Here is a 25,712-nt window from a genome sequence, read left to right on the forward strand (position 1 = left end):
GGCGTCCACAATGGTGGACGTGAGTGACGCCAGCCTGCCGCCCCTGCCCTCGTCCGACCGTCCCGACGCCGCCGCCCGGCTGAGGGACGCGCTGCTCGGAGCCTCCTTCACCGCCGACGGACTGCTCGAACTGCTCGGCGCTCCCGCTTACGCGGCGCTGGCGCGCGGCGAGACCGTGCCCGCCCTCCGGGCCACCCGCGGGGACACCCCGCTGGAGACGCTCGTACGCCTGTTCCTGTTGCAGCAGCCGGTGCCGCGTGCCCGCGTGGCCGACGTCCTGCCCGTCGACGTCTGCCTGGACGGCGGATGGCTGGCGCGGGCCGGTGCGGACGAGCTCGCCGCGACCGTGGACGTACGGCCGTACGGAGGGCCGGACGGCGAGGACTGGTTCATCGTGTCCGACCTCGGGTGCGCGGTCGGCGGCGCCGGAGGGATCGGCAGCCGGGACGAGGGCGTGGTGCTCGGTGTCGGCGGCGCGTCCATGACCCTGGCCGGCCTCACCGTCCGTACGCCGGTGACCTCCGCGCTCGACCTCGGCACCGGGTCCGGCATCCAGGCACTGCACGCCGCCCGGCACGCCACGCGCGTCACGGCCACCGACGTGAACCCGCGTGCCCTGCACATCACCGCGCTCACCCTGGCCCTCTCCGGGGCCCCGGCCGCCGACCTGCGCGAGGGGTCGCTGTTCACTCCGGTCCGTGACGACGAGACGTACGACCTGATCGTGTCCAACCCGCCCTTCGTGATCTCGCCCGGGGCGCGGCTCACCTACCGCGACGGCGGGATGGGCGGGGACGATCTGTGCCGCACGATCGTTCAGGAGGCGGGGGGACGGCTGAACGAGGGCGGGTTCGCGCAGTTCCTCGCCAACTGGCAGCACGTCGAAGGGGAGGACTGGCAGGACAGACTCAGGTCGTGGGTGCCGCGCGGGTGCGACGCGTGGATCGTGCAGCGCGAGGTGCAGGACATCACCCAGTACGCCGAGCTGTGGCTCAGGGACGCGGGCGACCACCGTGGTGACGAGACGGAGTACCGGGCACGGTACGACGCGTGGCTGGACGAGTTCGAGGCGCGCAAGGCGAAGGCGGTCGGCTTCGGCTGGATCACGCTGCGCAAGTCGGGCGCCGCCGCGGAGTCGGTCACGGTGGAGGAGTGGCCGCACCCGGTGGAGCAGCCGCTCGGCGAGACGGTCCGGGCGCACTTCGACCGGCTGGACTACCTGCGGGCGCACGACGACGCGGCGCTGCTCGAGGCGCGCTTCGCGCTGGCCGCCGAGGTGGTTCAGGAGCAGGTCGGACTGCCCGGCGCGGAGGACCCGGAGCACGTCGTGCTGCGGCAGAACCGCGGGATGCGCCGGGCCACCAGGGTGGACACCATCGGCGCGGGCTTCGCGGGCGTGTGCGACGGCACCATGACCGCGGGCCGGATCCTGGACGCCATCGCCCAGCTCCTGGGCGAGGACCCGGTGCTGCTGCGCGACCGTACGCCGGCCCGGATCCGGCTGCTGGTGGAGCAGGGATTCCTGGAGCCCGCAGGCTGAGACGGTCTGAGACGGCTGAGACGGCTGAGACGGCGGGGACGGCGGGGACGGCGGGGACGGCCGGAGGGAGGACCGGCGGCCCGTGGGGCGCGTCGCGTCCGTCTCCCGGGTGCCATCCGTCGTCGGTCCGCATGAGGTGCCGGACCGCTTCGGCGGCCTCCCCCACCGATTCCGGCGCTTCCCCGCACCGATTCCAGCGCGTCTCCGCACTGATTCCAGCGCTCCCCCGCGCTGATTCCGGCCGACTCGCGGGCCCCTGTGGCCCCCGCGTTCACCTCCGGTTCGCCCGCGCGCCGTCCGGGCGTGGCAGCGTCACGCCCGGGCCGCTGCCGACGGACGGCACAGCGGACGGACGGAAGGGCTCGGGCGTCGATGGAGAGCGGACCGGCGATCTTCGCGGGGATGGTGTTCTGCCTGTTCGGGGCCGCGTTGGGGGCCTGGACCGTGACCCGCGCCCGGCAGCACCGCCCGGTCGCCCAGGGTGTGAGCCCGGTCGCATCGGTCGCCGTCGCCGGGCTCGCCGCGGTGATCGCACTGGGTCTCGGCGCATGGTGCTTCACCCGTCTGTGAGGGGCGCGGCTGCTGGCCGCGCCCCGATAAGCGGCGGCTTGCGCTCCGCATAAGGGCGGGCGCAGTCTGGACACTCCGGGCGGCAGGAACGGTGGTAGTCGGGTTACCGTTCGAGTGGCCGTTGCGGGCTTTTCCCGTTTGACACGGGGGCGGGATGTACCGTCACACTCCGCAGCGTCACCATGACCCGACCCCGGGAGGACCGCCTGGGGAGGCCCCAGCGTCGACCGGAGAGAAGAGCGAAGTTGTCCCCGACCAGCGAGACCGCGAACGGCGGGCGCCGACTCGTCATTGTCGAGTCGCCTGCCAAGGCGAAGACGATCAAGGGCTATCTCGGCCCTGGCTACGTCGTCGAGGCGAGCGTCGGGCACATCCGCGACCTTCCCAACGGCGCCGCGGAGGTGCCGGAGAAGTACACCGGCGAAGTCCGTCGCCTCGGTGTGGACGTCGACCACGACTTCCAGCCGATCTATGTGGTCAACGCGGACAAGAGGGCCCAGGTCAAGAAGCTCAAGGATCTGCTGAAGGAGTCCGACGAGCTCTTCCTCGCCACCGATGAGGACCGCGAGGGCGAGGCCATCGCGTGGCACCTGCAGGAAGTGCTCAAGCCGAAGATCCCGGTCAAGCGGATGGTCTTCCACGAGATCACCAAGGACGCGATCCGCCAGGCCGTCGCCAACCCGCGCGAGCTCAACCAGAAGCTGGTCGACGCCCAGGAGACCCGACGCATCCTCGACCGCCTCTACGGCTACGAGGTCTCGCCGGTCCTGTGGAAGAAGGTCATGCCCCGGCTGTCCGCCGGCCGCGTGCAGTCCGTCGCCACCCGGCTCGTGGTGGAGCGGGAACGCGAGCGCATGGCGTTCCGTTCCGCCGAGTACTGGGACCTGACGGGCACCTTCGCGACGGGCCGCGCGGGAGACGCGTCGGACCCGTCGTCGCTGGTCGCCCGTCTGGGGACCGTCGACGGGCGGCGGGTCGCGCAGGGGCGCGACTTCGACTCGCTGGGACAGCTGAAGAGCGCGAACACCCTCCACCTCGACGAGGCGAACGCCCGCGCGCTCGCCGCCGCCCTGGAGAACACGCGGTTCGCCGTGCGTTCCGTCGAGTCCAAGCCGTACCGCCGCTCGCCGTACGCCCCGTTCCGTACGACGACGCTGCAGCAGGAGGCGAGCCGCAAGCTCGGCTTCGGCGCGAAGGCCACCATGCAGGTCGCGCAGAAGCTGTACGAGAACGGCTACATCACCTACATGCGTACGGACTCGACGACCCTGAGCGAGACGGCGGTCGCCGCCGCCCGTGCCCAGGTCACGCAGCTGTACGGAGCCGACTACCTGCCCCCGCAGCCGCGCACCTACGCGGGCAAGGTCAAGAACGCGCAGGAGGCGCACGAGGCGATCCGTCCTTCGGGGGACCGTTTCCGCACGCCCGCGGAGACCGGGCTGACCGGCGACCAGTTCAAGCTGTACGAGCTGATCTGGAAGCGGACCGTCGCCTCGCAGATGAAGGACGCCACCGGCAACTCCGTCACCGTGAAGATCGGCGGCACGGCCGCCGACGGACGGGACGCCGAGTTCAGCGCGTCCGGCAAGACGATCACCTTCCACGGTTTCCTGAAGGCCTACGTCGAGGGCGCGGACGACCCGAACGCCGAGCTCGACGACCGCGAGCGCCGGCTGCCGCAGGTCGCCGAGGGCGACGCGCTGACCGCCGAGGAGATCACGGTCGACGGGCACGCCACCAAGCCCCCGGCCCGCTACACCGAGGCGTCCCTGGTCAAGGAGCTGGAGGAGCGGGAGATCGGCCGCCCGTCGACGTACGCGTCGATCATCGGCACGATCCTCGACCGCGGCTACGTCTTCAAGAAGGGCACGGCGCTGGTCCCGTCCTTCCTCTCCTTCGCCGTGGTCAACCTGCTGGAGAAGCACTTCGGCCGGCTCGTCGACTACGACTTCACCGCGAGGATGGAGGACGACCTCGACCGCATCGCCCGCGGCGAGGCGCGGGCCGTGCCGTGGCTGAAGCGGTTCTACTTCGGCGAGGGCACGGACAACGGCGGCGCCGCCGAGGCGGGCAACGGCGACGGGGACCACCTCGGTGGCCTCAAGGAGCTGGTGACCGACCTGGGTGCGATCGACGCGCGCGAGGTGTCGTCGTTCCCGGTGGGCAACGGCATCGTGCTGCGGGTCGGGCGCTACGGCCCGTACATCGAGCGCGGCGAGAAGGACACCGAGCAGCACCAGCGCGCCGACGTCCCCGACGACCTGGCGCCGGACGAGCTGACGGTCGAGCTCGCCGAGGAACTGCTCGCCAAGCCGAGCGGCGACTTCGAGCTGGGCACCGACCCGGTCTCCGGGCACACGATCGTCGCCAAGGGCGGCCGCTACGGCCCGTACGTCACGGAGGTCCTTCCCGAGGGCACCCCGAAGACGGGCAAGAACGCGGTCAAGCCGCGCACCGCTTCCCTCTTCAAGTCGATGTCCCTGGACACGGTGACGCTCGACGAAGCGCTCAAGCTGATGTCGCTGCCGCGCGTGGTCGGCGCGGACGCCGAGGGCCAGGAGATCACCGCGCAGAACGGCCGCTACGGGCCGTACCTGAAGAAGGGCACCGACTCGCGGTCGCTGCAGTCCGAGGAGCAGCTCTTCACGATCACGCTGGAGGAGGCGCTGGCGATCTACGCCCAGCCCAAGCAGCGTGGCCGGGCGGCGGCCAAGCCTCCGCTGAAGGAGCTGGGCACCGACCCGGTCAGCGAGAAGCCGGTCGTGGTGAAGGACGGCCGCTTCGGACCGTACGTCACCGACGGGGAGACCAACGCGACGCTGCGCTCGGGCGACAGCGTCGAGGAGATCACCCCGGAGCGCGGTTTCGAACTGCTCGCGGAGAAGCGGGCGAAGGGCCCGGCCAAGAAGGCCGCGAAGAAGACCGTCAAGAAGACGGCGGCCAAGAAGGCGCCGGCGAAGAAGGCGATGGCCGCCAAGAAGACCGCGGCGAAGAAGACCACGACCGCGAAGACGGCGGCGAAGACGGCGGCTGCGAAGAAGACCGCCGCGAAGAAGGCGACCGCGGCGAACGGGGCGGAGGACTGACCCCTTCCCGGTAGCGCCGGACGGGCTTCGCCCGGCGTTCGGAATGCGAACGCCCCGGCACCACTTCGGTGCCGGGGCGTGTGCATGTCAGGCGCGTCGCGCCGAGGCTGTCCGCGTGGGCCGATAGGCTGAACGCATGACGCGAGCCGAGCAGCCAACGGCCCCTCCGCCGGCCCCCGACGACGCCCTGGTCGCGGACTCACGCGAGCGTGCCGTCCGCGCCCTGCTGCGCCGACCCCAGCTGAAACGGTTGTGGAGCGCCCAACTGGTGGGCGGGGTCGGTGACGTCCTCGCCCTTCTGGTGCTCGTCCTCCTGGTCCTCCAGGCGACCATCGCCGAACAGTCGTTCGGTGGCGGCAGTCGGGGTGCGGCGTTCGCAGTGGCGACCGTTTTCGGGGTGCGCATCCTCGCGACGCTGCTGTTCGGCGCCGTACTCCTCGGCCCGCTCACCTCGCTCACCTCGCAGGACGGGCCGCTGGACCGCCGCTGGACCATGGTCGGCGCCGACGGAGTGCGGGCCGCCCTGCTCATCGTGGCCCCCCTGTGGATCGACTGGACCCCCGAGAACGCGCCCGCCGTCCTGCTCGTCACCGTCTTCGTGAGCGGAGTCGCCGAGCGCTTCTGGACGGTGTGCCGCGAGAGTGCCGCGCCCGCCCTGCTGCCCGCCCCGCCGCCCGAGGGCGCCAGTATCAGGCCGCTGCCCGACCACATGGACGCACTGCGGCGCCTGTCCCTGCGCACCGGCTTCGTGGCGATACCCCTCGCGGCCCTCGCGCTCGTCGTCGCCTCCCTCCTCAACAACCTGCTGGGCACCGGCATCGAGTGGTTCGGCGCACACCAGGCCGCCCTCGCCTCCTACGTCGCGGCCGGTCTGTTCGCCGCCTCGCTGTCCGTCGTCACCTTCCTGACACTGCCCGGCACCCGCACCCCCCGCGCCCGGTCGCCGCTCGAGGGACTGCGCCGCCCGAAGAGCGCCACGGGCAACGACAAGGGCCGCACCGGTGCGATGCCGCTGCTGGTACTCGCCTCGGCGTCCGTCGCCGCCGCCGTGTCGGCCGCCGTCGCCGTGTCGGTGCTGCACGCCAAGGACCTGGGCGGCGGCCCCGTGCTCTACGGCCTGACGGTGGGCGCGCTGACCGGCGGTGTCGTCGTCGGTATCCGTACCGCGCCCGCCCTGCTGCCGGCCCTGTCCCGGCGCCGGCTGCTCGCCCTCGCCCTCGCCCTCACCGGTGTCGCGCTGTTGGCCGCCGGACTCGTGCCGGACGTCACCAGCGTGCTGCTGGTCCTGGCGCTGGCCGGAGTCGGCGCGGGTATCGCCGCCAACACCGGGCACACGCTGCTCGACCAGGAGACCGAGGAGCAGCGCCGGGTCCGCACGACCGAGCACCTGCACGCGGTGGTCCGGGTCCTGGTGGCGCTCGGCGCCGTGACCGCCCCGATGGTCGCCGCCGCCATCGGACCGCACCGCCTGGAGAACGGCCGGTTCGTCTTCGACCACGGCGGCGCCGCGTTCACGCTGATGCTGGTCGGAGCCCTGCTGCTGCCGGTGGCGGCGCTCGTCCTGGCCAAGGCCGACGACCGTTCCGGGGTGCCGCTGCGCCAGGACCTGCGCGACGCGCTGCTCGGCGGCGACGACCCCGAGCAGACGCCCGCCGCCACCGGGTTCTTCATCGCCCTGGAGGGCGGCGACGGCGCGGGCAAGTCCACCCAGGCCGAGGCCCTCGCCGAGTGGATCCGCGCCAAGGGCCACGAGGTCGTCCTCACCCGCGAGCCCGGCGCCACCCCGGTCGGCAAGCGGCTGCGGTCCATCCTGCTGGACGTCTCCAGCGCCGGACTCTCGCACCGCGCGGAGGCCCTGCTGTACGCCGCCGACCGCGCCGAGCACATCGACACCGTCGTACGGCCCGCCCTGGAGCGCGGCGCGGTCGTCATCTCCGACCGGTACATCGACTCCTCCGTCGCCTACCAGGGCGCCGGACGCGACCTGTCGCCGACCGAGATCGCCCGCATCAACCGCTGGGCCACCGACGGGCTGGTACCGCACATGACCGTGCTGCTGGACGTCGCGCCGGAGACCGCGCGGGAACGCTTCACCGAGGCGCCGGACCGGCTGGAGTCCGAGCCCGCCGAGTTCCACGCCCGCGTGCGCGCCGGCTTCCTCACCCTCGCCGCCGCCGACCCCGGCCGCTACCTGGTGGTCGACGCCGGTCAGGAACCGGAGGCCGTCACCACGGTGATCCGGCACCGGCTCGACCAGGTGCTGCCGCTGTCCGAGGCGGAGATCCGGGCCCGCGAGGAGGCCCGCCGCAAGGCCGAGGAGGAGGCCCGCCGCAAGGCGGAGGAGGAAGCGGCCCGCAAGGCCGAGGAGGAGCGCCTGGAGCGCGAGCGCCAGGAGCAGCTGGCGAAGCTGCGCGCCGAGGAGGAGGAGCGCAAGCAGCGCGAACTCGAGGAGGCGCAGCGGCGCGAGGCCGAACGGCAGGCGGAGGAGGCCCGGCTGCGCGCCGAGGAAGCGCGCCGGCGTGCCGAGGAGGAGCGGCAGCGTCTGCTCGCCGAGGAGAAGGCACGCGCCGAGGAGGAGGCCCGCCGCAGGGCGGAGGAGGAGCGCCGCCGCAAGCAGGCCGAGGAAGAGGAGCGGCTGCGCGCCGAGGCCGAGGCGCTGCGGCTGGAGAAGCAGCGCAAGGCCGAGGAGGCTCTGCTGCGCGCGGAGCAGGCCCGGCGGCTGGCCGAACAGGCGGCCGCCGCGGCCGAGGCCGGACCGAGGACGACGAGCGGCCCCGCCGCGCACACGTCCGCAGCACCCGGGGTCTCCCGGTCGCGGGCCGACGACGCCGTGACCGTGCCGACGCCGGTGGTGGCTCCGACGAACGCGTCGGGCGGTCCGGTGGACGAGACGGCGGTGCTGCCGAGGGTGCGGGACGAGGACGCCGGGCAGCACTCCGGCCGGACCGGCTCCGGGGTTTCCGAGGCCGAGGTGACGACCGAGCTGCCGAGGCCGCAGGTCCCGCCGGGCGCGGCCGACGACACGGCCGTCCTGCCCGCCGTGTCCCCGGGCGCGACGGACGATACGGCGGTGCTGCCGCCGGTGCGCGACGAGGAGGGGCCGGACGACCGCACGCGGGAGCTGCCGCAGGTCGACGCCGGGCGCACGCCGCGCCGGCGCCGCAAGCGCTCCGACTGGGCCGAGGAGACCCCGCTGGACGACCTCCCGACCCTGGCCGACGAACTGCTGGGGCCCCACGAGGACGACGGCGACGACGACGGCGGCCGGGGGCGCCGGCGCTGACCGGCCCGCGGGGTCCGGGCGGGTACGGCCGTTGTCAGTGCCCGCCCGCACCATGGGACCCTCAGGAAGAAGTGACGGACGCGACGGAAGGGCGGGCTGACCCATGACCGTGTGGGACGACCTCGTCGGGCAGGAGCGGGTGAGCGGGCAGCTCGCCGCCGCAGCCCGGGACGCCGACGCGCTCGTGACGGCCGTCGCGGAGGGCACGCCCCCGCCCGAGGCGTCGAAGATGACGCACGCCTGGCTGTTCACCGGCCCGCCCGGCGCGGGACGCAACCAGGTGGCGCGGGCCTTCGCCGCCGCACTCCAGTGCGTCAGCCCCGACCGGGCTCTCGGCGGAGCCCCCGGCTGCGGGTTCTGCGACGGCTGCCACACCGCGCTGGTCGGCACGCACGCCGACGTCAGCTCGATCGCCGCCGTCGGCTCCCAGATCCTCGTCGAGGCCATGCGCGACACCGTCCGCAAGTCCTTCACCGCCCCGGCGAACGGGCGCTGGCAGGTGATCCTCGTCGAGGACGCCGAGCGGCTGAACGACAAGTCGGCCAACGCCGTCCTCAAGGCCGTCGAGGAGCCCGCCCCCCGCACGGTCTGGCTGCTGTGCGCGCCCTCCGTCGAGGACGTCCTGCCGACGATCCGCTCCCGCTGCCGCCACCTCAACCTGAGCACGCCCTCGGTGGACGCCGTCGCCGACATGCTCGTACGGCGCGAGGGCATCGAGCCGGACACCGCCGCCGCCGTCGCCCGCGCCACCCAGGGGCACGTCGACCGGGCCCGCCGCCTGGCCACCGATCCCGCCGCCCGCGCCCGCCGGGCGTCCGTGCTGAAGCTTCCCCTGCGGGTCGACGACATCGGCGGGGCGCTCAAGGCCGCCCAGGAACTGGTCGACGCCGCGGCCGAGGACGCCAAGCAGCTCGCCGAGGAGATGGACGGCAAGGAGACCGAGGAGCTGAAGGCGGCGCTCGGCGCGGCCCAGGGCGGGCGCCTGCCGCGCGGCACGGCGGGCGTGGTCAAGGACCTGGAGGACATGCAGAAGCGCCGCAGGGCGCGCACCCAGCGCGACAGCCTCGACGTGGCGCTGACCGACCTGACCAGCTTCTACCGCGACGTCCTCGCCCTCCAGCTCGGCTCCCGCATCGCCCTCGCCAACACGGACGCCGAGGACGCCCTCCAGCGCCTGGCCCGCGGCAGCTCCCCGGAGTCCACCCTCCGCCGCATCGAGGCGATCGCCGCCTGTGGTGAGGCGCTGGACCGCAATGTGGCCCCCCTGCTCGCGGTGGAGGCGATGACCATGGCACTGAGAGCGGGCTGACGGAGATCCGCGCCCCGGCCCTGGGCGACCGCGCAACTCGTCCGGGGCACGGTGCGCACTAAGCGCACCCAACCGGTCGCACACGGTTACGCTCGGTGCATGGACACAAGGCGCACCCACCGCAGGACCCGTGCCGGAGCCACCCTGCTCGCCGCCGTCGCGCTGCTGATCCCGGGCTGTTCCTCCGGGACCACGACGAACGCGGCGAACACGGCGAACACGGCGCATTCCGTGGCGAAGGAGGCGGCAGCGGCCCTCACCCCCCTGCCCGGCTCCACGCCCGCTGCCCTCACGCGGTACTACGAGCAGAAACCGGCCTGGCGCGACTGCGGCGCACCGGGTTTCCGGTGCGCCACCCTGAAGGCCCCGCTCGACTACGCCGAGCCGTCCAAGGGCGACATCCGTCTCGCCGTCACCCGCAAGAAGGCCACAGGGCCGGGGAAGCGGCTGGGCTCCCTGCTGGTCAACCCGGGCGGTCCCGGCGGCTCGGCGATCGCCTACGTCCAGGCGTACGCCGGAATCAACTACCCGGCGGACGTGCGCGCCCGCTACGACATGGTGGCCGTCGACCCGCGCGGGGTCGCCCGCAGCGAACCCGTCGAGTGCCTGGACGGCCCGCAGATGGACGCCTACACGCGGACGGACATCACCCCCGACGACGCGAAGGAGACCGACGCGCTGGTCGCGGCGTACAGGACGTTCGCCGAGGGATGCGGCGCGGACGCGCCCCAGCTGCTGCGCCACGTGTCGACCGTCGAAGCGGCCCGGGACATGGACCTCGTGCGTGCCGCACTGGGCGACGAGAAGCTGAACTACGTCGGCGCCTCGTACGGCACCTTCCTCGGCGCCACCTATGCCGGACTCTTCCCGCACCGCACGGGCCGTCTCGTCCTGGACGGCGCGATGGACCCCTCCCTGCCCGCACGGCAGCTCAACCTCGAACAGACGGAGGGCTTCGGCACGGCGTTCACCGCCTTCGCCGAGGACTGCGTCCGGCGGAGCGACTGCCCCCTCGGCCGCCCGGGCACCGGCCCCGAGCGGGCCGGCAAGAACCTGAAGGCCTTCTTCGACAAGCTCGACGCCCGCCCCCTGCCCACCGGGGACGCCGACGGCCGCACCCTCACCGAGTCGCTCGCCACGATCGGCGTGATCGCCGCGATGTACGACGAGGGTGCCTGGCAGCAGCTGCGCGAGGCACTCACGGCGGCGATGAAGGAGAACGACGGCGCCGGACTCCTCTTCCTCTCGGACAGCTACTACGAACGGGACGCCGACGGCGCGTACACCAACCTGATGTTCGCCAACGCCGCCGTGAACTGCCTGGACCTCCCGCCCGCGTTCGACTCCCCGGACGAGGTGCGCAAGGCGGTGCCCGACTTCGAGAAGGTGTCACCGGTGTTCGGTGAGGGCCTCGCCTGGGCCTCCCTGAACTGCGCGTACTGGCCGGTGAAGGCCACCGGCGAGGCCCAGCGCATCGAGGCGAGGGGCGCCGCCCCCCTCGTCGTCGTCGGCACCACCCGGGACCCGGCCACCCCGTACCGCTGGGCCGAGGGCCTGGCCGGCCAGCTCGCCACGGCCCGCCTCCTCACCTACGACGGCGACGGCCACACCGCCTACGGCCGCGGCAGCGCCTGCGTCGACTCCGCCATCAACACCTACCTCCTCGACGGCACCCCGCCCGCCGACGGCACACGCTGCTCGTAGCCGCCCCGGCCACCCCGGAGGCAGCCCCCGGCCCGCCTCCGGGGCCGGTACGAACCACTCCTCGAAACTGTGTAGACTTACCGACGTCGCTGATCGCACCATGGGTGCACCCAGCACGCCGCCTTAGCTCAGATGGCCAGAGCAACGCACTCGTAATGCGTAGGTCTCGGGTTCGAATCCCGAAGGCGGCTCCGAGAAACCCCAGGACTCACTCGCCGTGACCTGGGGTTTTTCCCTGCTCGGGGCATGACGCGTCACACGGCCGTGGTGCCGCGAGATGGCTTGCGTGAGCGATGCGTGAGCGGAGCGGTCCGGTGCCCTACTTGTTGGGCTTCTTCCGCTTGGCCTTCTTCTTGGCCCTGGCCTCGGCTTTCGCCTTGTCCTTGGCCTTCTTGGCGGCCTTACGGGCCTCCTCCGCCTCGGTCTTCCGCTGAAGCGGGACCAGCCTGGCGGTGGCCTCGGCCGCGTTCTTGCCGACCTGCGGCAGGACGCTCTGGTAAATGTCCCGCGTGATGCGGGTGTCGCTGTGCCCGAGTGTGTCCGACACGATCTTCACGTCGATGCCGGCGGCGAGCATGAGCGTGGCCGCGCCGTGCCGGAGGTCGTGCAGTCGGATCGGCGGGAGCCCGGAGGCGGCGACGACGCGTTCGAAGAGGTCGGTCACCTTCCCGGGGTGGAGCCAGGAGCCGTCTTCCTGGGTGAAGACCATGCCGGTCTCGACCCAGGCTGATCCCCACTCCTCGCGGTCCGCGTCCTGCTGTTCGCGGTGCCGCTTCAGGACGTTCACGGTGTCGTCGTCGAGCGCGACCACGCGGAAGCCGCTGTCCGTCTTGGGCTCGGAGGTCTCGACCTCCCACCCGTCCTGGACGAGCTGAGCGGAGACGGTCAGGGAGTGGTCATCGAGGTTTGTCTCCGACCAGGGCTGCGCGCATGCCTCGCCCCGCCGCAGGCCGCGGAAGGCGATCAGGTGCCACATTGCGTACAGCCGGTCCTCCGCGAGGAAGTCGAGGAACGCGCCTGTCTGTTCGGGCGTCCAGACCATGACGGGGGAGGGCTTCTCACCCGTCTGCTCCCACCTGGCGACCCGTGCGTCGGTCCACACCAGGGCCTTCGGCTTGCGCACGGGATCGAGCTCGACGTGCGCCGCCGGGTTGAAGGTAAGGATCTGCTGGCCGATCGCGTCGTTCAACGCAGACCGCAGGGTGGCCTTGATGCGCAGCCGGGTAGCCGGACCGGTCACACGCCGGAACGGCGGCATGGCGTCGATCGCCGTCTTCATCACCTTGCGGCGGGCGCGGTTGTCTGCGCCCTTCCACGGCACGGTGGCCAACTCCTCGACCGCGGCCCGGCGCTGGGCGTTCTGCTCCAGGATCTCGGCATTGCCGTCGGATATGGCCGTGAACATCTCGCTGAGATGGCTCACGCGCAGCCGATCGAGACGGTGGTGGCCGATCCGAGGCTTCAAATGGAACCGGATATCGGTCTCGTAGCGGCTGAGCCCCGACTTGCGGATGCGCTTGCCGTCGAGCCACCGGTCGAGCCACTCGCCGACGGTCAGGCGGCCGATCAGGTCCTGACCGGACTTCAGGCGCCGGCGGGTCTCCTCGACATCCGGCAGTGGCGACTTCTCGTCGCCGACCTCCTCCAGCATGGCGGCGATCAGCGCCATGCCTTCGGGGTCGTCGGTGTCGGCGAGGCCGAGGAGGGCGCGTATGTGGTCGAGGTCGGCCTGGGCGGCCTTGAGGGAGTCGTAGCCGGCGCGGCTGAAGGAGCGGCGGGTGCCGTCTTCGCGGGGCGGGAGCTCCTGGCGTATGGAGTACGAGCCGTGCTTGCGGCTGGAGAGCTTCGGGCACTGCTTGCCGAGCGGTTTACCGGTGTGGGCGTCGCGGCAGTAGCAGCGGCGGTGGGTGGAACCCTTCAAAGGTCGTTCTCCTCGGTGGAGTCGGTATCGGGTGGCGGGTCGACGTCGGCGAGCGGGGAGGGCAGGTGGGGTGGGGTGCCGCCGGCTTCGCGGATGGCGTCGCGGTGGCGGCGTAGTTCGTGCTTGGCGTTGGCGGCCTGGTCGGCGTACCGGGCCAAAGCGCGCTCGGCTGCTTCCCGTTGGACGCGGTTGGGGGCGGTCTTGACCTTCCAGCGTTCGTAGTCCTCGCTCTCCACGGCGGCCAGGGCCGAGCGGAGTTCGAGGTCGTGGGCGAGGAAGTGGTCGAGCATGTGATCGGTGGCATCTTCAGCCGGAGAGTTGCCGGTGAACCACTGCAGGGCGTCCCAGGCCGGTTGCGGGTCTTGGTAGGGAAGTTGGCGGATGTCGTCGACGTACCCGACGGGGTAGATCAGGCTGATCGGGGACATGCGCAGGGCCTTGGCGAGGACCATGACCTCGACCAGGGGGAGGACAGCGCGGCGGCCGGACTCCATGTTGGCGATCACGTTGCGCGGGATCGGGTAGCCGATCTCCTCGCACCTGTCGGCGAGATCCTGTGCGCTCCACCGCAGTTCCTTCCGCCGCCTGCGGACCTCGCTGGCCACGGTGGCCATGACGTGGTCCTCCCATTCGAGGTCGTCGGCCTCGGTGTCTTCCTCGTATCTATGGTCGGAACGGCGTTGTGTCATGAAGACACATTAACTTGCCTAGCGTTGATTCCATGGCCTGGAGACGAGCGCGATCGTCGTGTTCGCCGAGGGCTCAGTCATGGATGGAGCGCGTATGCGTGAGAACGAACCTGCCGGCCGGGCGAAGGGTATGAGCCGAGAGGAGCTCCTGGAGCTTCCCGCTGCTGTTGACCTGGACACCGGCAATCGGGCGTTGGGGTTGGGGCGGAGCAAGGGTTACGAGCTGGCCAAGCGGGGCCAGTACCCCTGCAAGGTCCTGCGGCTGGGCAAGGCGTACCGCGTCGTGACCGCCGACCTGTTGAACCTGCTCGGCCTGGCCGCATGACCGCCCGAGCCCATAGCAGACGCTTCTGCGCTGAGCTGACACAGAAAGACTGGACTGTGTCGGGGCGTGGACGTACCGTCCGTGTTCCCTCGCCCCGGCCCAGGAAGCGAGAAAGCCCCCGGCGCGCCAACGCCGGAGGCTCCGCACACTCCACTGCCCGCATGCCAACGAACGACCTGCGTGAGTCGGGCCTGCATGCCCGATGTCACCGGAAAAGGAGCTGCCCTGTGCAACCTACGACACCCGAGCCCTATTCCGCATCCGGCAAAGTGGTATGGCCGACGGTCGCGGTGCCCGGCCGGCCCGGCCACGCGCCCGAAGCCGCCCCGGCGGCCGACGGCGGGGCACCGGATACTGTTCCGGTGGATCAGCCCGCCGAGGAGGCGGTGTCGGAACCCGAGCCGACGTACGGCTCCGAGCTGCTGAGCGAACTGCGTTCCCAGGTAGCCCAGTTCGTGATCCTGCCCTCCCAGCAGGCGCTACACGCGGTCACGCTGTGGGTGGCGGCGACGCACCTGCAGCCCGCGTGGCAGCACGCACCGCGCCTGGCGGTGGTTGGGCCGGCGAAGCGGTGCGGCAAGTCACGGCTCCTGGACGTGCTCACCGAGACGGTCCACGAGCCGATGCTCACCATCAACACCACGCCCGCGGCCATCTTCCGCTCCATCACCGACGAGCCGCCCACCCTGCTGGTGGACGAGGCGGACACCATCTTCGGCACGCCGAAGCAGGCGGAGAAGAACGAGGAGATGCGCGGCCTGCTCAACGCCGGCCACCAGCGCAACCGGTACGTCACCCGCGTCGTCGGCAACGACCACACCCCGCACCGGTTCGCCACCTTCGCCATGGCCGCGCTCGCGGGCATCGGCGACCTGCCCGACACGATCATGGACCGGTCGGTGGTGATCCGGATGCGCCGCCGGGCCGAGGGCGAGAGCGTCAAGCCCTTCCGCTCCCGCCGCGACACCCCGGCCCTGCACGACCTGCGCGACCGCATCGCCGCATGGACACGGCCGCTGCTGGACGAGGCCGCCGACATGGAACCGGTAATGCCGGTGGAGGACCGCGCCGCCGACACCTGGGAACCCCTCGTCATCGTCGCCGACCTGGCCGCCGGCCCCTGGCCACGCCTCGCCCGCGCGGCGTGCGCGCAGATGGTCAGGGCCGAAGCAGAGGCCGAGGAGGACCACCCCAGCTCAGCGCGGATCCTGGCCGACATCCGCCGGGTCTTCGTAGCCCAGCGGGAGGTCGACAGCCTCTCCACGGACGAACTCCTGCACCACCTGCGCCAGGACCTGGAAGGCCCGTGGGCGGAGTGGGGTCGCAAGGGACTGGGCCCGCGTGAGCTCGGCTCGCTGCTGCGCGCCTTCGACATCAGGCCCGGCAACGTCCGCCTCGCCGACGGAACCCAGCGCAAGGGCTACACACGCAACAAGTTCCTCGACGCATGGCGGCGCTACTGCCCGACCGTCCACCCGGTCGACACCGGCCCCGCGCGCAGTGAGGGCTGAGACCCACCCAGTCCCCGATTGCCGTCCTTGCCGTCCCTGCCGTAATCCCGCAGGTCAAACGGCATGCAGGCAAGACGGCAACCGGGCCAGGACGGCAACACGATCATGACCGACGTTGCTGCCCACCGGGACGCCGCCCACATCCGTCTTGTGCCGTCCCGGACGTCCCCGCCGTATCACCGCAGGTCACAGCACATGCGGCCGGGACGGCAAGACGGATGCGAACCGTCCACGGCCACCGAAACGCAGCACCCGCCGCCCGTACGTGCCCCCAGGACGCGCTGGCGCCGCCAAGACGGAACACCGACCCCCTGGCGTACCAGCCCTGACCTGCGCTTGCAACGGCCGGGACGGCAAAGACGGACCACGCCACCACCCCAGGAGAACCCCGCTTGACCACCCTCTCCACACCCATCCACCGGGACCATCGCCCTGGCGAAGGACGGCCGATGACGAGCAAGCAGGCCGCTGAGCGGTACGCGCTCGTCGCGGCGGGCGTTGTCATCGTGGCGCTCACCGCCGGCGGATTCTGGCTGTCGTACGCGCACCTCGCAGAGGTCGCCGGACAGCACGGCCTCAAGAACTCCCCGGTCCGCCAGTGGGCCTGGCCCACGACCCTGGACGCCTTCATCGTCGCGGGTGAACTCCTCATGCTCCGCGCGGGTCTGCGCCGCGTCGCCGACGGCTGGGCCATCGCCCTCACCGCCACCGGATCGATCGGTTCCATCGCCCTCAACGTGGCCGGGGTCAACGGCACGGGCAACGCCGGCGCCGTGCCCTTCCTCGACTACGTGGTCGCCGCGGTTCCCCCGACAGCCGCGCTGCTGGCCTTCGGCGTCCTGATGCGGCAGATCCACCAGCTCGTCGCCGACCCACCCGACGCCACCGAACGCCACAACGGTCTCCCGCAGCCAGCCGGTTTTGACGTGGCGGACGGTCAGGCCGACGTGGCTCGGGGTGCTGCCGAGGTGGCGCAGGGCGCCGCCACTATGACGGAAATCCCGCCGTCTTCCGTCGAGCCGGAAGACCAGAAGCCCAGCGCTGTCTCCGACGAGTACCTCGCGATTGCCCGTACCGCGCCACTGGGACGCGGAGACCGTGCCTCGCGCCGCCACATCGAAGCGACGATCCGCGGCAAGGGCCTCCCGATCGGCAGGGCCGACGCGGAAAAGCTCAAGGACGTCCTGCAAGCCGAACTTGATGAGGCCGCCTCTCAGCGGCAGGGCGACCTCGACATGACCCCCGCTGGCGCTCCCTGAGCCCCCGGCCCTCCCATCGCTCCGGCGCAACGCGCATCGCTCGTCCCCGTGCAAATCCGCGGGGACGAGCGACCGCACCGCAACGAGTCGACCCGACACCGCCGCTCCACCCGTCCTCGCCCTGACAGGTGGGACGAGGTCGACCGGTCACTGACTGGCTATCAACACCCCATGGAGAACCACCTCATGCGCAACCGGCACCACGAACCCCCGTCGCACCAGCAGGAGATGACCACCACCCCAGCCACAACGCCAGCAAGGTATCCCGCTGGACCGTCCAAGGACGGCCGCAACGGGGAAGTCTCCGCCCCGGGGGTGGCGGAGGACCTCGGGCGCCAGGGGGCACCCGAGGAGGAACAGTCCGCCGACACCGCCGCCGCTGTGCAGCTGCCGCGCGCCGCCGAAGCCGCCGCGCTGCACCGTGTCGCCCGACGTCGCAAGCCCGACCCGAACGGCCAGCGCAAGCAGCGTGTCGATGCCCGCTACAGCGTCGACGAGAAGACCGAGATCCTCGCCATGGCGCGGTCGCTGAACATCGCCGGCGCCCACTACGTCGGCGCTGTCGTCATGGCCCACGTCCAGGGCGACCTCGCCCTGCCTGGCCAGCGCACCCCGCTCGACGACTACATCGACGAGCTGACCGCCCTCCGTGGCGAGGTCGCCAAGATCGGCCACAACATCAACCAGATCGCCAAGAAGCTCAACTCCGGCGGCCATCCACACCCTGGGGATACCGCCGTCCTGGCCCAGGCCGAACGCACCCTGACCGCGGTCGGCGCCACCGTCCGCCACATCGCCACAGCCGCGAACCAGGCCGTCGCCAAGAAGGCGGCCCGATGATCGCGAAGATCCGCAGCGGCAAGGAAACCGCCGGACTGATCCGGTACCTGTTCGACACGAAGAAGGCCAAGGACCACACCGACCCGCACCTGGTCGCCTCCTGGGACGGCTTCGCCCCCGACCCCGGCCGTGCCGACGACTTCGACGCCACCAGGAGGCTCCTCGTGGCCGACCTGGACCTGCACGTCAAGCAGGCCCGGCGGCTGGGCCGCGCTCCCGAGCAGCACGTGTGGCACTGCTCGATCCGCGCCGCCGAGAGTGACCGCATCCTCAGCGACGAGGAGTGGGCCGACATCGCCCGCCGCGTTGTGACGGCCACCGGCATAGCACCGGACGGTGATCCGGACGGATGCCGCTGGGTCGCCGTCCGCCACGCCCCCGACCACATCCACATCGCCGCCACCAAGGTCCGCGCGGACCTGCGCACCGCACGCCACTGGAACGACTACCACACCGCCGACCGCGAACTCGCCGCCATCGAGAAGGAATACGGCCTGCTTCAAGTGGTCCGCGGTGACCGCACCGCCGCGAAGCGGACCACCCGCGCCGAGCAGGAGAAGGCCCGCCGCGCCGGCCACGAGAAGCCCGCCCGCGAACGGCTGCGCGCCACCGTGCGCACCGCCGTGGCCGCCGCCACCAGCGTCGAGGAGTTCGTCCACCTGCTCAACCACATCGACGACGTGCTCGTCGAGGTCGTCCACTTCCCCTCGGGCGACGTGCGCGGCTACAAGGTCGCCAGCGAAGACACCACCACCGCCGACAACGAGCCCGTCTGGTTTTCTGGCTCCGAACTCGCCCCCGACCTCTCCTTCCCCAAGATCCAAAAACGCCTGGAGAGCATCGACCCACAGCCCGCTGACAAGCCAGGCCGGCGCAGGCCCAACCCCTGGCACCAGGCCACCGCCGCCGCCGAACGCATCCCCCACCACCTCGACCAGACGGACGACGAAGCCTCCCAGGCCCACCTCGCCGCCTTCGGCGAAGCCCTCGACGCCCTCCCCCTCCTCGCACCCCAGACCCTGCGCCCCCAACTCCGAGAGGCAGCGACCGCGTTCGAGCGCGCCACCCGCTCCCGCATCCAAGCCGAACACCACCACGCCCGCGCCCTGCGCGGCGCCGTACGCGGCATGCTCCGCGAGCCCGCCCCCAAGGACAGTGCCGCCCTGGCGATGTTCCTCGACGCGGCAATCCTCGTGGTCCTTGCCGCTGCCCGTTGGCATCAGCTCCGCCACCACGACCAGCAGGTAGCCGCCACCCAGCAGACCCTGCTCCACCTCCAGGCCGCCTACGACCAAGCCGCAGCCGCACCCCTGGCCGCCCTCGCGCAGCGCCAGCCACCCCAGCAGGCTGTGGAACGGCAGATCCGCCGCCTACGCCAGGCCGTGCCCGAGCACGCGGAACAGATCATCGAAGACCCCGCTTTCGCGGCTCTCACCGCCGCCCTCGCCGAGGCAGAAGCAGCCGGACACGACCCGGAACGGCTCCTCCAGCAGGTTGCCGACCAGCGCGCCCTGAACGACGCCCGCCGCCCGGCACGGGTCCTGGCCTGGCGCATCCAACGCCTCAGCGAAAGGCCGGCACTCAGTGCACAAGCCCGCGCAGCACAAGCCAACAGCCCAGCCTGGGCCGACAGCGCAGCACGGCGCCCCGACGCTCCAGAACACACGGCAGCAGCAGCCCCGGCCCCGCAGCCGTCGCAGGCTCGGCGGCGCTGATCACGATCTCAGCTGCGAGCGGTGACGCGCTGTGAGACGCCAGAACAAGGCACCGCAGCACGAAGCCGGGCTCTCCAACTGGGAGGCCCGGCTTCACCGCGTGGGAGGCCCTGGAACTGCTGGAGCGTCCAGGAGCCGGTCGAGTGTGCTCTCCGACAGCACCCGGCACAGCACCGGTGCACTGGAACCGAGGGAATCGGCGAACACGCCGACAAAGTCATGCGCGCCGGCGCCGAACGACGCCGACAGGGTGGTCACAAGGCTGCCTCGGCCTTGTCGAGCGCCTTCTCCAGGTTGGCGTCCACAAGCCCCGGCGCGCCCGAGACGAGCACAAGGACGTTGCCGATCCGGATCGCCGTCTGCTTGACGACACTGCGGTGCCCACCGATCGAGTAGGTAAGCAGCTGGCTCCACTGCTCGTCGCCTAGGTCAGGAGCGGGCGTCACCTGCGTGCCCACGGTGACGACGGTGTTGCCCGACATCACCTGGTACGTGGGGCAGGAGACCATCGCATCGAAGATCTCCCCAATGCCCTTGGACAGCTTCGCCGCGGTATCGCTGTACAACTCCTCCGCCAGCTCGGAGTTGCCGCCCCCAACATAGGTGAAGGACGCCTTCGCCTTGCGGGGGAAGGCGAGGCTTGTCCCGGTCGCGGCGTCGCCGCCGAGCTTCTCCAGCGCCGGGCAGTTCACGGTCACGTCGTCGTGGGCCGCGGCGCCCTTCGGCATGCGGGTGTAGTCCCCGCCGAGGTCGCCCTCGTCCAAGAGCAGCTTCGCCAGCGCAGTCGAAGACAACGGAGCGAGCGCCAATGCACTCTCGCCGTCCGGGTGCACCGGGACGGTCGGGGAGGACATCGGGCCGGAGGAGGCGGCGCTGCCTTGGGAACAGCCCGCCAGGGCCAAGATAGCGAGGGCGCTGAGGCCGCGGACGGTCGTGGCGTGAAGGCGCATAGGAAACCCCTTTGTGGCCTGTTGTGGCCTGCGAAACGGACGGTCTGACCAGGCCGGCCCTCCGGGCGCCAGCAGTACGAAAGGGCAGGGGTTTCGGGAGGTCAATGGCCGAGGTGGCGCAGGCCCTCTTCGAGAGTGGGGTGGAACCCGTCGACGGGACCGGAGTTGCGGTTGAACCAGACCGCATCCAGGCCGGGCTCCTTCGTCTCGTGGCCGGCCCGGCAGCGCAGCCATATGGAGTCGTCGCGCATGCAGAAGACGATCCAGTCCCGGTACATGCCGCACTCGGGGCATGTACGGACCTCGCCGCCGACGACGAGCGGTGGCTGCCAGCGCATCATCACCCCGGCCACGTCCTGGCGCGGCGGCACCCGCAGCTCCGGCGGCAGGACGTCGGGCACAACCGCTTCCCCTGCGGCGGGGGCCTGCGGGGTCGGCTCGGGGAAGTTGGGCCACGGCTGCGTGGCCTGCAGCCGCAGGAGCAGCGCGTGGCCCGCATGCTGGGCTTCACGGAACGCGCGGTTCTCGCGAGCGCGTCGGAACAAGAACAAGGCTCTCTCCTTCTCATATGGCGGGCGCGGGGGCACGCCTCGTCTGACCTGCTACCACTCGGGAGAACGGCGACGAGCCGCTTACGACAGCGGCTCCTCTGGGCGGGCGGCGTTAGCTGCGGCGGACCACGGTGAGCCGCCCTTCGGCGCTCGGAGGGACGGTTCGGCGGGGCACCGGAGCCGGTGAGGCGAGCGAGGAGGCGAACGCCGCCACCAGCTCATGGGGGACGCTGGTGCTGAAGCTGGCACACCACAAATAGGGGGCGCTAACGACGGGTTCCGCCCATGCCTGCCAGCCCACCAGGTCGGGGCGCGGGTCGGCGTCCTGGATGAGTGGCGGCAGCATCTCCAAGGAGACGTTGCAGGAGAAGCCGGGGTCCGTGGCGGTGGTGCGGGGGCGGTCCACATCGCGGATCCAGCCTCGGGCACTCAGCGTGTTGAGGACCGTCTCCGCCCCCTCGGAGCCGAGGTCGGGCGCCTCGCGGGCGTCGATCGCCACAAGGAGATCGGTGATCGCCTCGTACGGGACGCCGGCCGTGAAGTACGCGTTCCACGCCGGCACTACGGAGGTGGCATCCGGGCGGGCGCTCAGCTGCCAGGCAACCGGGAGACCGCCCAGTTCGAACGGGTAGGCCGCGAGGATCCATTCGGCACCGCGCAGCTCATCTGGGCTGACGTATAGGAGGGTGTGGCGGGAGGTAGGCCACATGCGCCAGCCGAGGCCAGCCAGGGTTTCGCCGATCCGTTCGGCGAGGGCCCCGTCGTCACCCGCCAGATGGCGCGGGGTGACCCAGTACACCAAGTCGGGCGAGTCGGGATCGGAGGGTTCGCTGGGGTGGTGCGGGTGCAGGGGCGCCTCCGTGGGATCAGGGGGAAGGTTTTTCGTCAGGGGGTTGTACGTTGGCATGATTTGCAGCAGCACGCCATCCCTTGCGAGATCTTTCCTGTCTGCTCCCGGCGAACTTGCCCTTCTGGGCCATTCGATCGACGCGTCTGACAGTGAACCCAGCAGTTTCGGCCTTTGTGACAGCGAACCTAGTCGTGAGGGGTGAGCGCGCTGGGGCCACGCCCTGTGCGTCTGCCGTACGGGGGAACACACACCGAGCGCTGCCCTCAAGCGCGCGGCCTCGGGACGGCCATTCGCGACAATTTCCGCTATGACATCGATGACGCAGACCTTCCGCCAGGCCCTGCAGACTGCGCTGGCCAGCCGGAAGACGGTGAGCATCCGCAGCACCCTGATCGAAATGCTGGAAAGGGATCCCTCCAAGGCAGAGATCTCGGCAGCCAACAAGGCGGCCCGAAGGATCGCCGAGGACGGAGACGCGGTCCTCATCTCCCTGCTTCCCGACCAGGCCGGGGCCGACGCGTACGTGCCTACGGCCCGTGGTGCCAGGGGGCGTGCGTCGAACTACCTGACCCTGGACGAGAAGATCATCAAGGACTTGCCCTGCCGCGTCGAGTTCGCCACGGAGAAGTGGGACGCGCTGATCGACGAAGGCATGCGGTGTACCCAGCAGAAGATCGAAAGCGACCCAGTTCTGTCGGCGTTCCTGCCCGACTGGAAAGCCGAACCGCGCGCTGAGAAGCGGGCCCGCCTCACGGCGGAGGCGGAAGGAACCAGCTGACCCGCTGTTCAGCGCACCTCTGTCGGCACCGGACTGCATCGCCGCACGGTTCCATGTCGCCCCCTGGATCCCTGGCCCATCAGACATGCCATGGGGGCGGCCCCCTCGCCAGGACCAGCGTGGATTGTCAGTGCCTGCCAGTATCCTGGCGGCCACTGATTTCGAGGGGGGACAGTGTCAACTGTTCGTTCTAGCCGCCGGATTGAGAGGGCGGGCGTCAACGCCCTGCGTGCACTCCTTGAGGAACACGATCACATCGTTCAGGAGATCGACGGAGGGAACGATCACGGCGAGGACATGATCGTTAACTTCACTCGTGGCGGTAAGCGAACGGGCTACTGGATTGCCATTCAGGTAAAAAGCGGTAAGAAGTATAAGCGGGCCAACGGGTATGCAATTCCGGTAGAGGACCACTTCGAGGATTGGCGGCAGAGTCGCATCCCCATTATTGGCGTCGTCTACGACATGAAAAAGAAGGAACTGTTCTGGGTAAATCTCACCGAACAGTTACGATCCGTGGACGAGAGCCCTGGCTGGGTGCAGGTAGCAAACGTCTCGCGACTCAACGTGGAAACGGTTAACGAGTTTTGCGCCGAAGTTTCGGCCTACGCCGGCGATGCCAGGATGCGTATTCGTGCGGGGAGTCAAGAAGAGGCACTGGCCGAGGCCGTACGCGCCAGAAATGGACTCGACCCTGAGACAGCCCCCAATCCCTTGTTCGAGAACTTGGCGGACTTCACGCTTAAGCACGAGGAGCGCCTCCGTGTCATCTTAAGAGACGTACGACGGTCCATCCCTGTGCAAATTTTGGTCTTAATCATGGTGTGGGAGTGGCCCCGTCAAATCCGCTTCGTTGAGGGCTCTATGGACATCAGTCCAATCCCATGGGTGATGAGCCTCTACTCCTTCATGCTTCTCATGGCGCTAACTATATTTTTCGAGTTCAGGGCCGGGCGAGTCCCCAGAGAAACAGGGTCGTGGCTGTCTCTAATTGCGAGCAACTTCCTCTGGCTACCGATAATGGATCCTGACGGGGATCGCGGTTGGTGGGGAACAACTTGGATCGTGGCCGGAGTTATCATTCCTTCGCTTGGTGTTAAATTCCTGATCGTCAGCTTCATCGGATTTGCCCGCGACCGAAAGAAGAAGCAACTCCAATCAGGCATCTGAGACGGTGCTGGCTCGCCCGGCGCTACGGGCCGCTCTGCCAACGAAGTTAGTCGGCGCAACTCATTGCCTCACTCAGCAACCGGCGCAGGTGGGTAGCGCGAAGAAACTGGTCGAGACAGGTGCTGAGGCGCTGGCATTCTGGAGCGATGTTGTTCAAGCTCACCGGGTCCAGTTGCTCGGGCAAGACGACGCTCGCCAACGCCGCGGCCGGCAGGCTCCGCCAGATCGTCGTGCACGACTCCGATGAGCTCGGGGTGCCGGAGGGTGCAGATCTGCACTGGCGACATCGGATGACCGAGATGTGGGTGCGACGCGCGCTGGAGTACCAGGATCGCGGCATTGACCTTCTGCTCAGCGGGCAGTCGCCCTTGGGTGAAGTCCTCGCTGTGCCCTCCGCGCCACTGCTGGACGGCATCGCCGTGTGCCTGGTTGATGTCGCCGACGAGGTCCGGTGCACTCGACTCGCCGAGCGAGACCCCGGCCGGTGGGATGCTCCGGCAGTCGACGCCTTCCTCGGCTGGGCCGCATGGCACCGGAAGCACGCCGTCGACCTCCATTACCGGCCCGACGTCATCATCGACACCAGCTGGCCCGAGATGGCTTGGCATCGTTGGACGAGCTGGCAAGCCGATGACACTCGATGGTGCACTCAACGGATCGACACCACCGACCAACCAGTCACGAAATCCATAGACCAGGTCGCGCAGTGGATCACCGAGCAGCGTGAAGCGCACCAGGCCGGCCAGCTCCCCCTGAGCCACGGTTGGGCTTCGTGATCCGTTCGAGCGGACCAGGCGCATCGATGATCTCGCTCGGGGTCGACGCCGATGAGGGTGCTATCCGTTCTCTGCCGTGTACAGAGCCAGCTCTGGGGTTCGCTCCCGGACTGATGCTGGGGGCATGTAGCTCACCTTCACATCCGCCGAGTCCGGCTCGCCGTGGAAGCGGATTCGGCGCGTGACCCACTCCTCAAGGACCGGGATCGGCTCGTTGCCTTCCTGCCTCATCCATGCGCCCTCGTACCAGGCGATCGCACGCCGATTGCACGGCACACACAGCAGGCCGCGTACGCAGGCCACGCAGTAGTTCGTCGGTCGGTGGCCTGCGATGCAGTCGTGAGCATGGTCGAGTTCCCAGCCTTCTGGGCCCGGATCGACCACCCCACACAGGCAGCGCCCGCTCTGCAGCGCGAGGATCGCATCTCGGGCGAACTGCGATATCCCCCGCCCGTAGTGCACGATGCACAATCCCCGCGAATGGGGGTCGCTCCTGCAAGCCCCATACCGGCATAGCGGCCCCCACTCCGCCTGAGACCTCCAGCCACGAATACGGGTGAGCGGCTTACCGTCGTTCTTCTGCTGGTAGTGGGTGGAGCAGTACCCATCAGAGGAATGCGGCCGGTCGCACTGCGGATCGTCGAACCGGCACCCCGTATATTGGCCCGCCTTCGCCTTCGCCTTGATCGGCTTCAGCGGGCGGCCTGTACGTGCCTGCTCATAGTGCGTCTTGCATAACAGCACACCGTTTCTCCGGGCGTGCCCTGGCCGCCCACACCCTCGAAAGCAACACTTCTCCACGGCATCGTCCGCCATCAGCGCCTCTCCTGGCCCGTAGTCCTACCCGCCCGGGAACCTACTATTTGCCACTGACAACCACGGCCC

The 25,712-nt window shown here is 70.3% G+C and carries 20 protein-coding genes and 1 tRNA gene; 15 read left to right on the plus strand and 6 right to left on the minus strand.

Annotated elements, in window-relative coordinates; genetic code table 11:
* Nucleotides 1-10: 10 nt before the first annotated feature.
* The 7 genes from ACZ6A9_RS11085 to ACZ6A9_RS11115 all read left to right on the plus strand — a co-directional run bounded on the left by ACZ6A9_RS11085 (nucleotide 11) and on the right by ACZ6A9_RS11115 (nucleotide 11,683).
* Nucleotides 11-1,540, plus strand: coding sequence for a DUF7059 domain-containing protein (locus tag ACZ6A9_RS11085; protein ID WP_468982443.1), 1,530 nt, complete (start codon nucleotides 11-13; stop codon nucleotides 1,538-1,540).
* Between the two features lie 372 nt (nucleotides 1,541-1,912).
* Nucleotides 1,913-2,110 (plus strand): hypothetical protein, encoded by a 198-nt coding sequence (locus ACZ6A9_RS11090; protein ID WP_468982447.1) that lies wholly within the window; start codon nucleotides 1,913-1,915, stop codon nucleotides 2,108-2,110.
* Between the two features lie 245 nt (nucleotides 2,111-2,355).
* Nucleotides 2,356-5,196 (plus strand): type I DNA topoisomerase, encoded by a 2,841-nt coding sequence (gene topA, locus ACZ6A9_RS11095; protein ID WP_468982451.1) that lies wholly within the window; start codon nucleotides 2,356-2,358, stop codon nucleotides 5,194-5,196.
* A gap of 136 nt (nucleotides 5,197-5,332) precedes the next feature.
* On the plus strand, nucleotides 5,333-8,479 hold the full coding sequence (gene tmk, locus ACZ6A9_RS11100) for a dTMP kinase (protein ID WP_468982455.1): 3,147 nt from the start codon (nucleotides 5,333-5,335) through the stop codon (nucleotides 8,477-8,479).
* 103 nt (nucleotides 8,480-8,582) lie between these two features.
* Entirely contained in the window at nucleotides 8,583-9,788 is a 1,206-nt protein-coding gene (locus ACZ6A9_RS11105) for a DNA polymerase III subunit delta' (protein WP_468982458.1), read from the plus strand.
* 99 nt (nucleotides 9,789-9,887) lie between these two features.
* A complete protein-coding gene (locus ACZ6A9_RS11110; RefSeq protein ID WP_468982462.1) occupies nucleotides 9,888-11,492 on the plus strand; it encodes an alpha/beta hydrolase in 1,605 nt (534 codons plus the stop codon).
* A gap of 117 nt (nucleotides 11,493-11,609) precedes the next feature.
* Nucleotides 11,610-11,683, plus strand: a tRNA-Thr gene (locus ACZ6A9_RS11115).
* A 128-nt stretch (nucleotides 11,684-11,811) separates the two neighbouring features.
* Here ACZ6A9_RS11115 and ACZ6A9_RS11120 read toward each other — a convergent pair.
* Nucleotides 11,812-13,413 (minus strand): tyrosine-type recombinase/integrase, encoded by a 1,602-nt coding sequence (locus ACZ6A9_RS11120; RefSeq protein ID WP_468982466.1) that lies wholly within the window; start codon nucleotides 13,411-13,413, stop codon nucleotides 11,812-11,814.
* Complete coding sequence (locus ACZ6A9_RS11125) at nucleotides 13,410-14,102, minus strand: helix-turn-helix domain-containing protein (RefSeq protein ID WP_468982469.1); 693 nt, start codon at nucleotides 14,100-14,102, stop codon at nucleotides 13,410-13,412. Before ACZ6A9_RS11125 ends, ACZ6A9_RS11120 begins: the two co-directional genes overlap by 4 nt.
* Before the next feature lie 94 nt (nucleotides 14,103-14,196).
* Here ACZ6A9_RS11125 and ACZ6A9_RS11130 point away from each other — a divergent pair, with 94 nt between their 5' ends.
* The 5 genes from ACZ6A9_RS11130 to ACZ6A9_RS11150 all read left to right on the plus strand — a co-directional run bounded on the left by ACZ6A9_RS11130 (nucleotide 14,197) and on the right by ACZ6A9_RS11150 (nucleotide 19,752).
* Nucleotides 14,197-14,427: a hypothetical protein gene (locus ACZ6A9_RS11130; RefSeq protein ID WP_232649448.1), complete on the plus strand. Its 231-nt coding sequence runs from the start codon at nucleotides 14,197-14,199 to the stop codon at nucleotides 14,425-14,427.
* A 362-nt stretch (nucleotides 14,428-14,789) separates the two neighbouring features.
* Nucleotides 14,790-15,938, plus strand: coding sequence for a DUF3631 domain-containing protein (locus ACZ6A9_RS11135; RefSeq protein ID WP_468982472.1), 1,149 nt, complete (start codon nucleotides 14,790-14,792; stop codon nucleotides 15,936-15,938).
* A 392-nt stretch (nucleotides 15,939-16,330) separates the two neighbouring features.
* Nucleotides 16,331-17,197: a DUF2637 domain-containing protein gene (locus tag ACZ6A9_RS11140; protein WP_468982474.1), complete on the plus strand. Its 867-nt coding sequence runs from the start codon at nucleotides 16,331-16,333 to the stop codon at nucleotides 17,195-17,197.
* 186 nt (nucleotides 17,198-17,383) lie between these two features.
* Nucleotides 17,384-18,037 (plus strand): MobC family plasmid mobilization relaxosome protein, encoded by a 654-nt coding sequence (locus ACZ6A9_RS11145; RefSeq protein ID WP_468982968.1) that lies wholly within the window; start codon nucleotides 17,384-17,386, stop codon nucleotides 18,035-18,037.
* Complete coding sequence (locus tag ACZ6A9_RS11150) at nucleotides 18,034-19,752, plus strand: relaxase/mobilization nuclease domain-containing protein (protein ID WP_468982477.1); 1,719 nt, start codon at nucleotides 18,034-18,036, stop codon at nucleotides 19,750-19,752. The genes ACZ6A9_RS11145 and ACZ6A9_RS11150 overlap by 4 nt, the downstream gene beginning before the upstream one ends.
* A 254-nt stretch (nucleotides 19,753-20,006) precedes the next feature.
* On the opposite strand, the gene ACZ6A9_RS11155 is transcribed toward ACZ6A9_RS11150, so the two are convergent.
* The 3 genes from ACZ6A9_RS11155 to ACZ6A9_RS11165 form a co-directional block, all read right to left on the minus strand.
* The gene (locus tag ACZ6A9_RS11155) at nucleotides 20,007-20,702 is read right to left on the minus strand and encodes a hypothetical protein (RefSeq protein WP_468982481.1); all 696 of its coding nucleotides are present in this window, start codon (nucleotides 20,700-20,702) and stop codon (nucleotides 20,007-20,009) included.
* Between the two features lie 101 nt (nucleotides 20,703-20,803).
* The gene (locus tag ACZ6A9_RS11160; RefSeq protein WP_468982483.1) at nucleotides 20,804-21,247 is read right to left on the minus strand and encodes a hypothetical protein; all 444 of its coding nucleotides are present in this window, start codon (nucleotides 21,245-21,247) and stop codon (nucleotides 20,804-20,806) included.
* 118 nt (nucleotides 21,248-21,365) lie between these two features.
* Entirely contained in the window at nucleotides 21,366-22,052 is a 687-nt protein-coding gene (locus ACZ6A9_RS11165; protein ID WP_468982975.1) for an SPDY domain-containing protein, read from the minus strand.
* Between the two features lie 358 nt (nucleotides 22,053-22,410).
* On the opposite strand from ACZ6A9_RS11165, the gene ACZ6A9_RS11170 reads away from it, so the two are divergent.
* The 3 genes from ACZ6A9_RS11170 (at nucleotide 22,411) to ACZ6A9_RS11180 (ending at nucleotide 24,827) form a co-directional block, all read left to right on the plus strand.
* Complete coding sequence (locus ACZ6A9_RS11170; RefSeq protein WP_468982485.1) at nucleotides 22,411-22,881, plus strand: hypothetical protein; 471 nt, start codon at nucleotides 22,411-22,413, stop codon at nucleotides 22,879-22,881.
* Nucleotides 22,882-23,055: 174 nt separating this feature from the next.
* Entirely contained in the window at nucleotides 23,056-24,051 is a 996-nt protein-coding gene (locus ACZ6A9_RS11175) for a DUF4365 domain-containing protein (RefSeq protein WP_468982488.1), read from the plus strand.
* 146 nt (nucleotides 24,052-24,197) lie between these two features.
* Complete coding sequence (locus tag ACZ6A9_RS11180) at nucleotides 24,198-24,827, plus strand: ATP-binding protein (RefSeq protein WP_468982491.1); 630 nt, start codon at nucleotides 24,198-24,200, stop codon at nucleotides 24,825-24,827.
* A 60-nt stretch (nucleotides 24,828-24,887) separates the two neighbouring features.
* Here ACZ6A9_RS11180 and ACZ6A9_RS11185 read toward each other — a convergent pair whose 3' ends face one another.
* Nucleotides 24,888-25,643: an endonuclease domain-containing protein gene (locus ACZ6A9_RS11185; protein WP_468982496.1), complete on the minus strand. Its 756-nt coding sequence runs from the start codon at nucleotides 25,641-25,643 to the stop codon at nucleotides 24,888-24,890.
* Nucleotides 25,644-25,712 lie beyond the last annotated feature (69 nt).

The sequence above is a fragment of the Streptomyces sp. NPDC041124 genome, assembly GCF_055592385.1.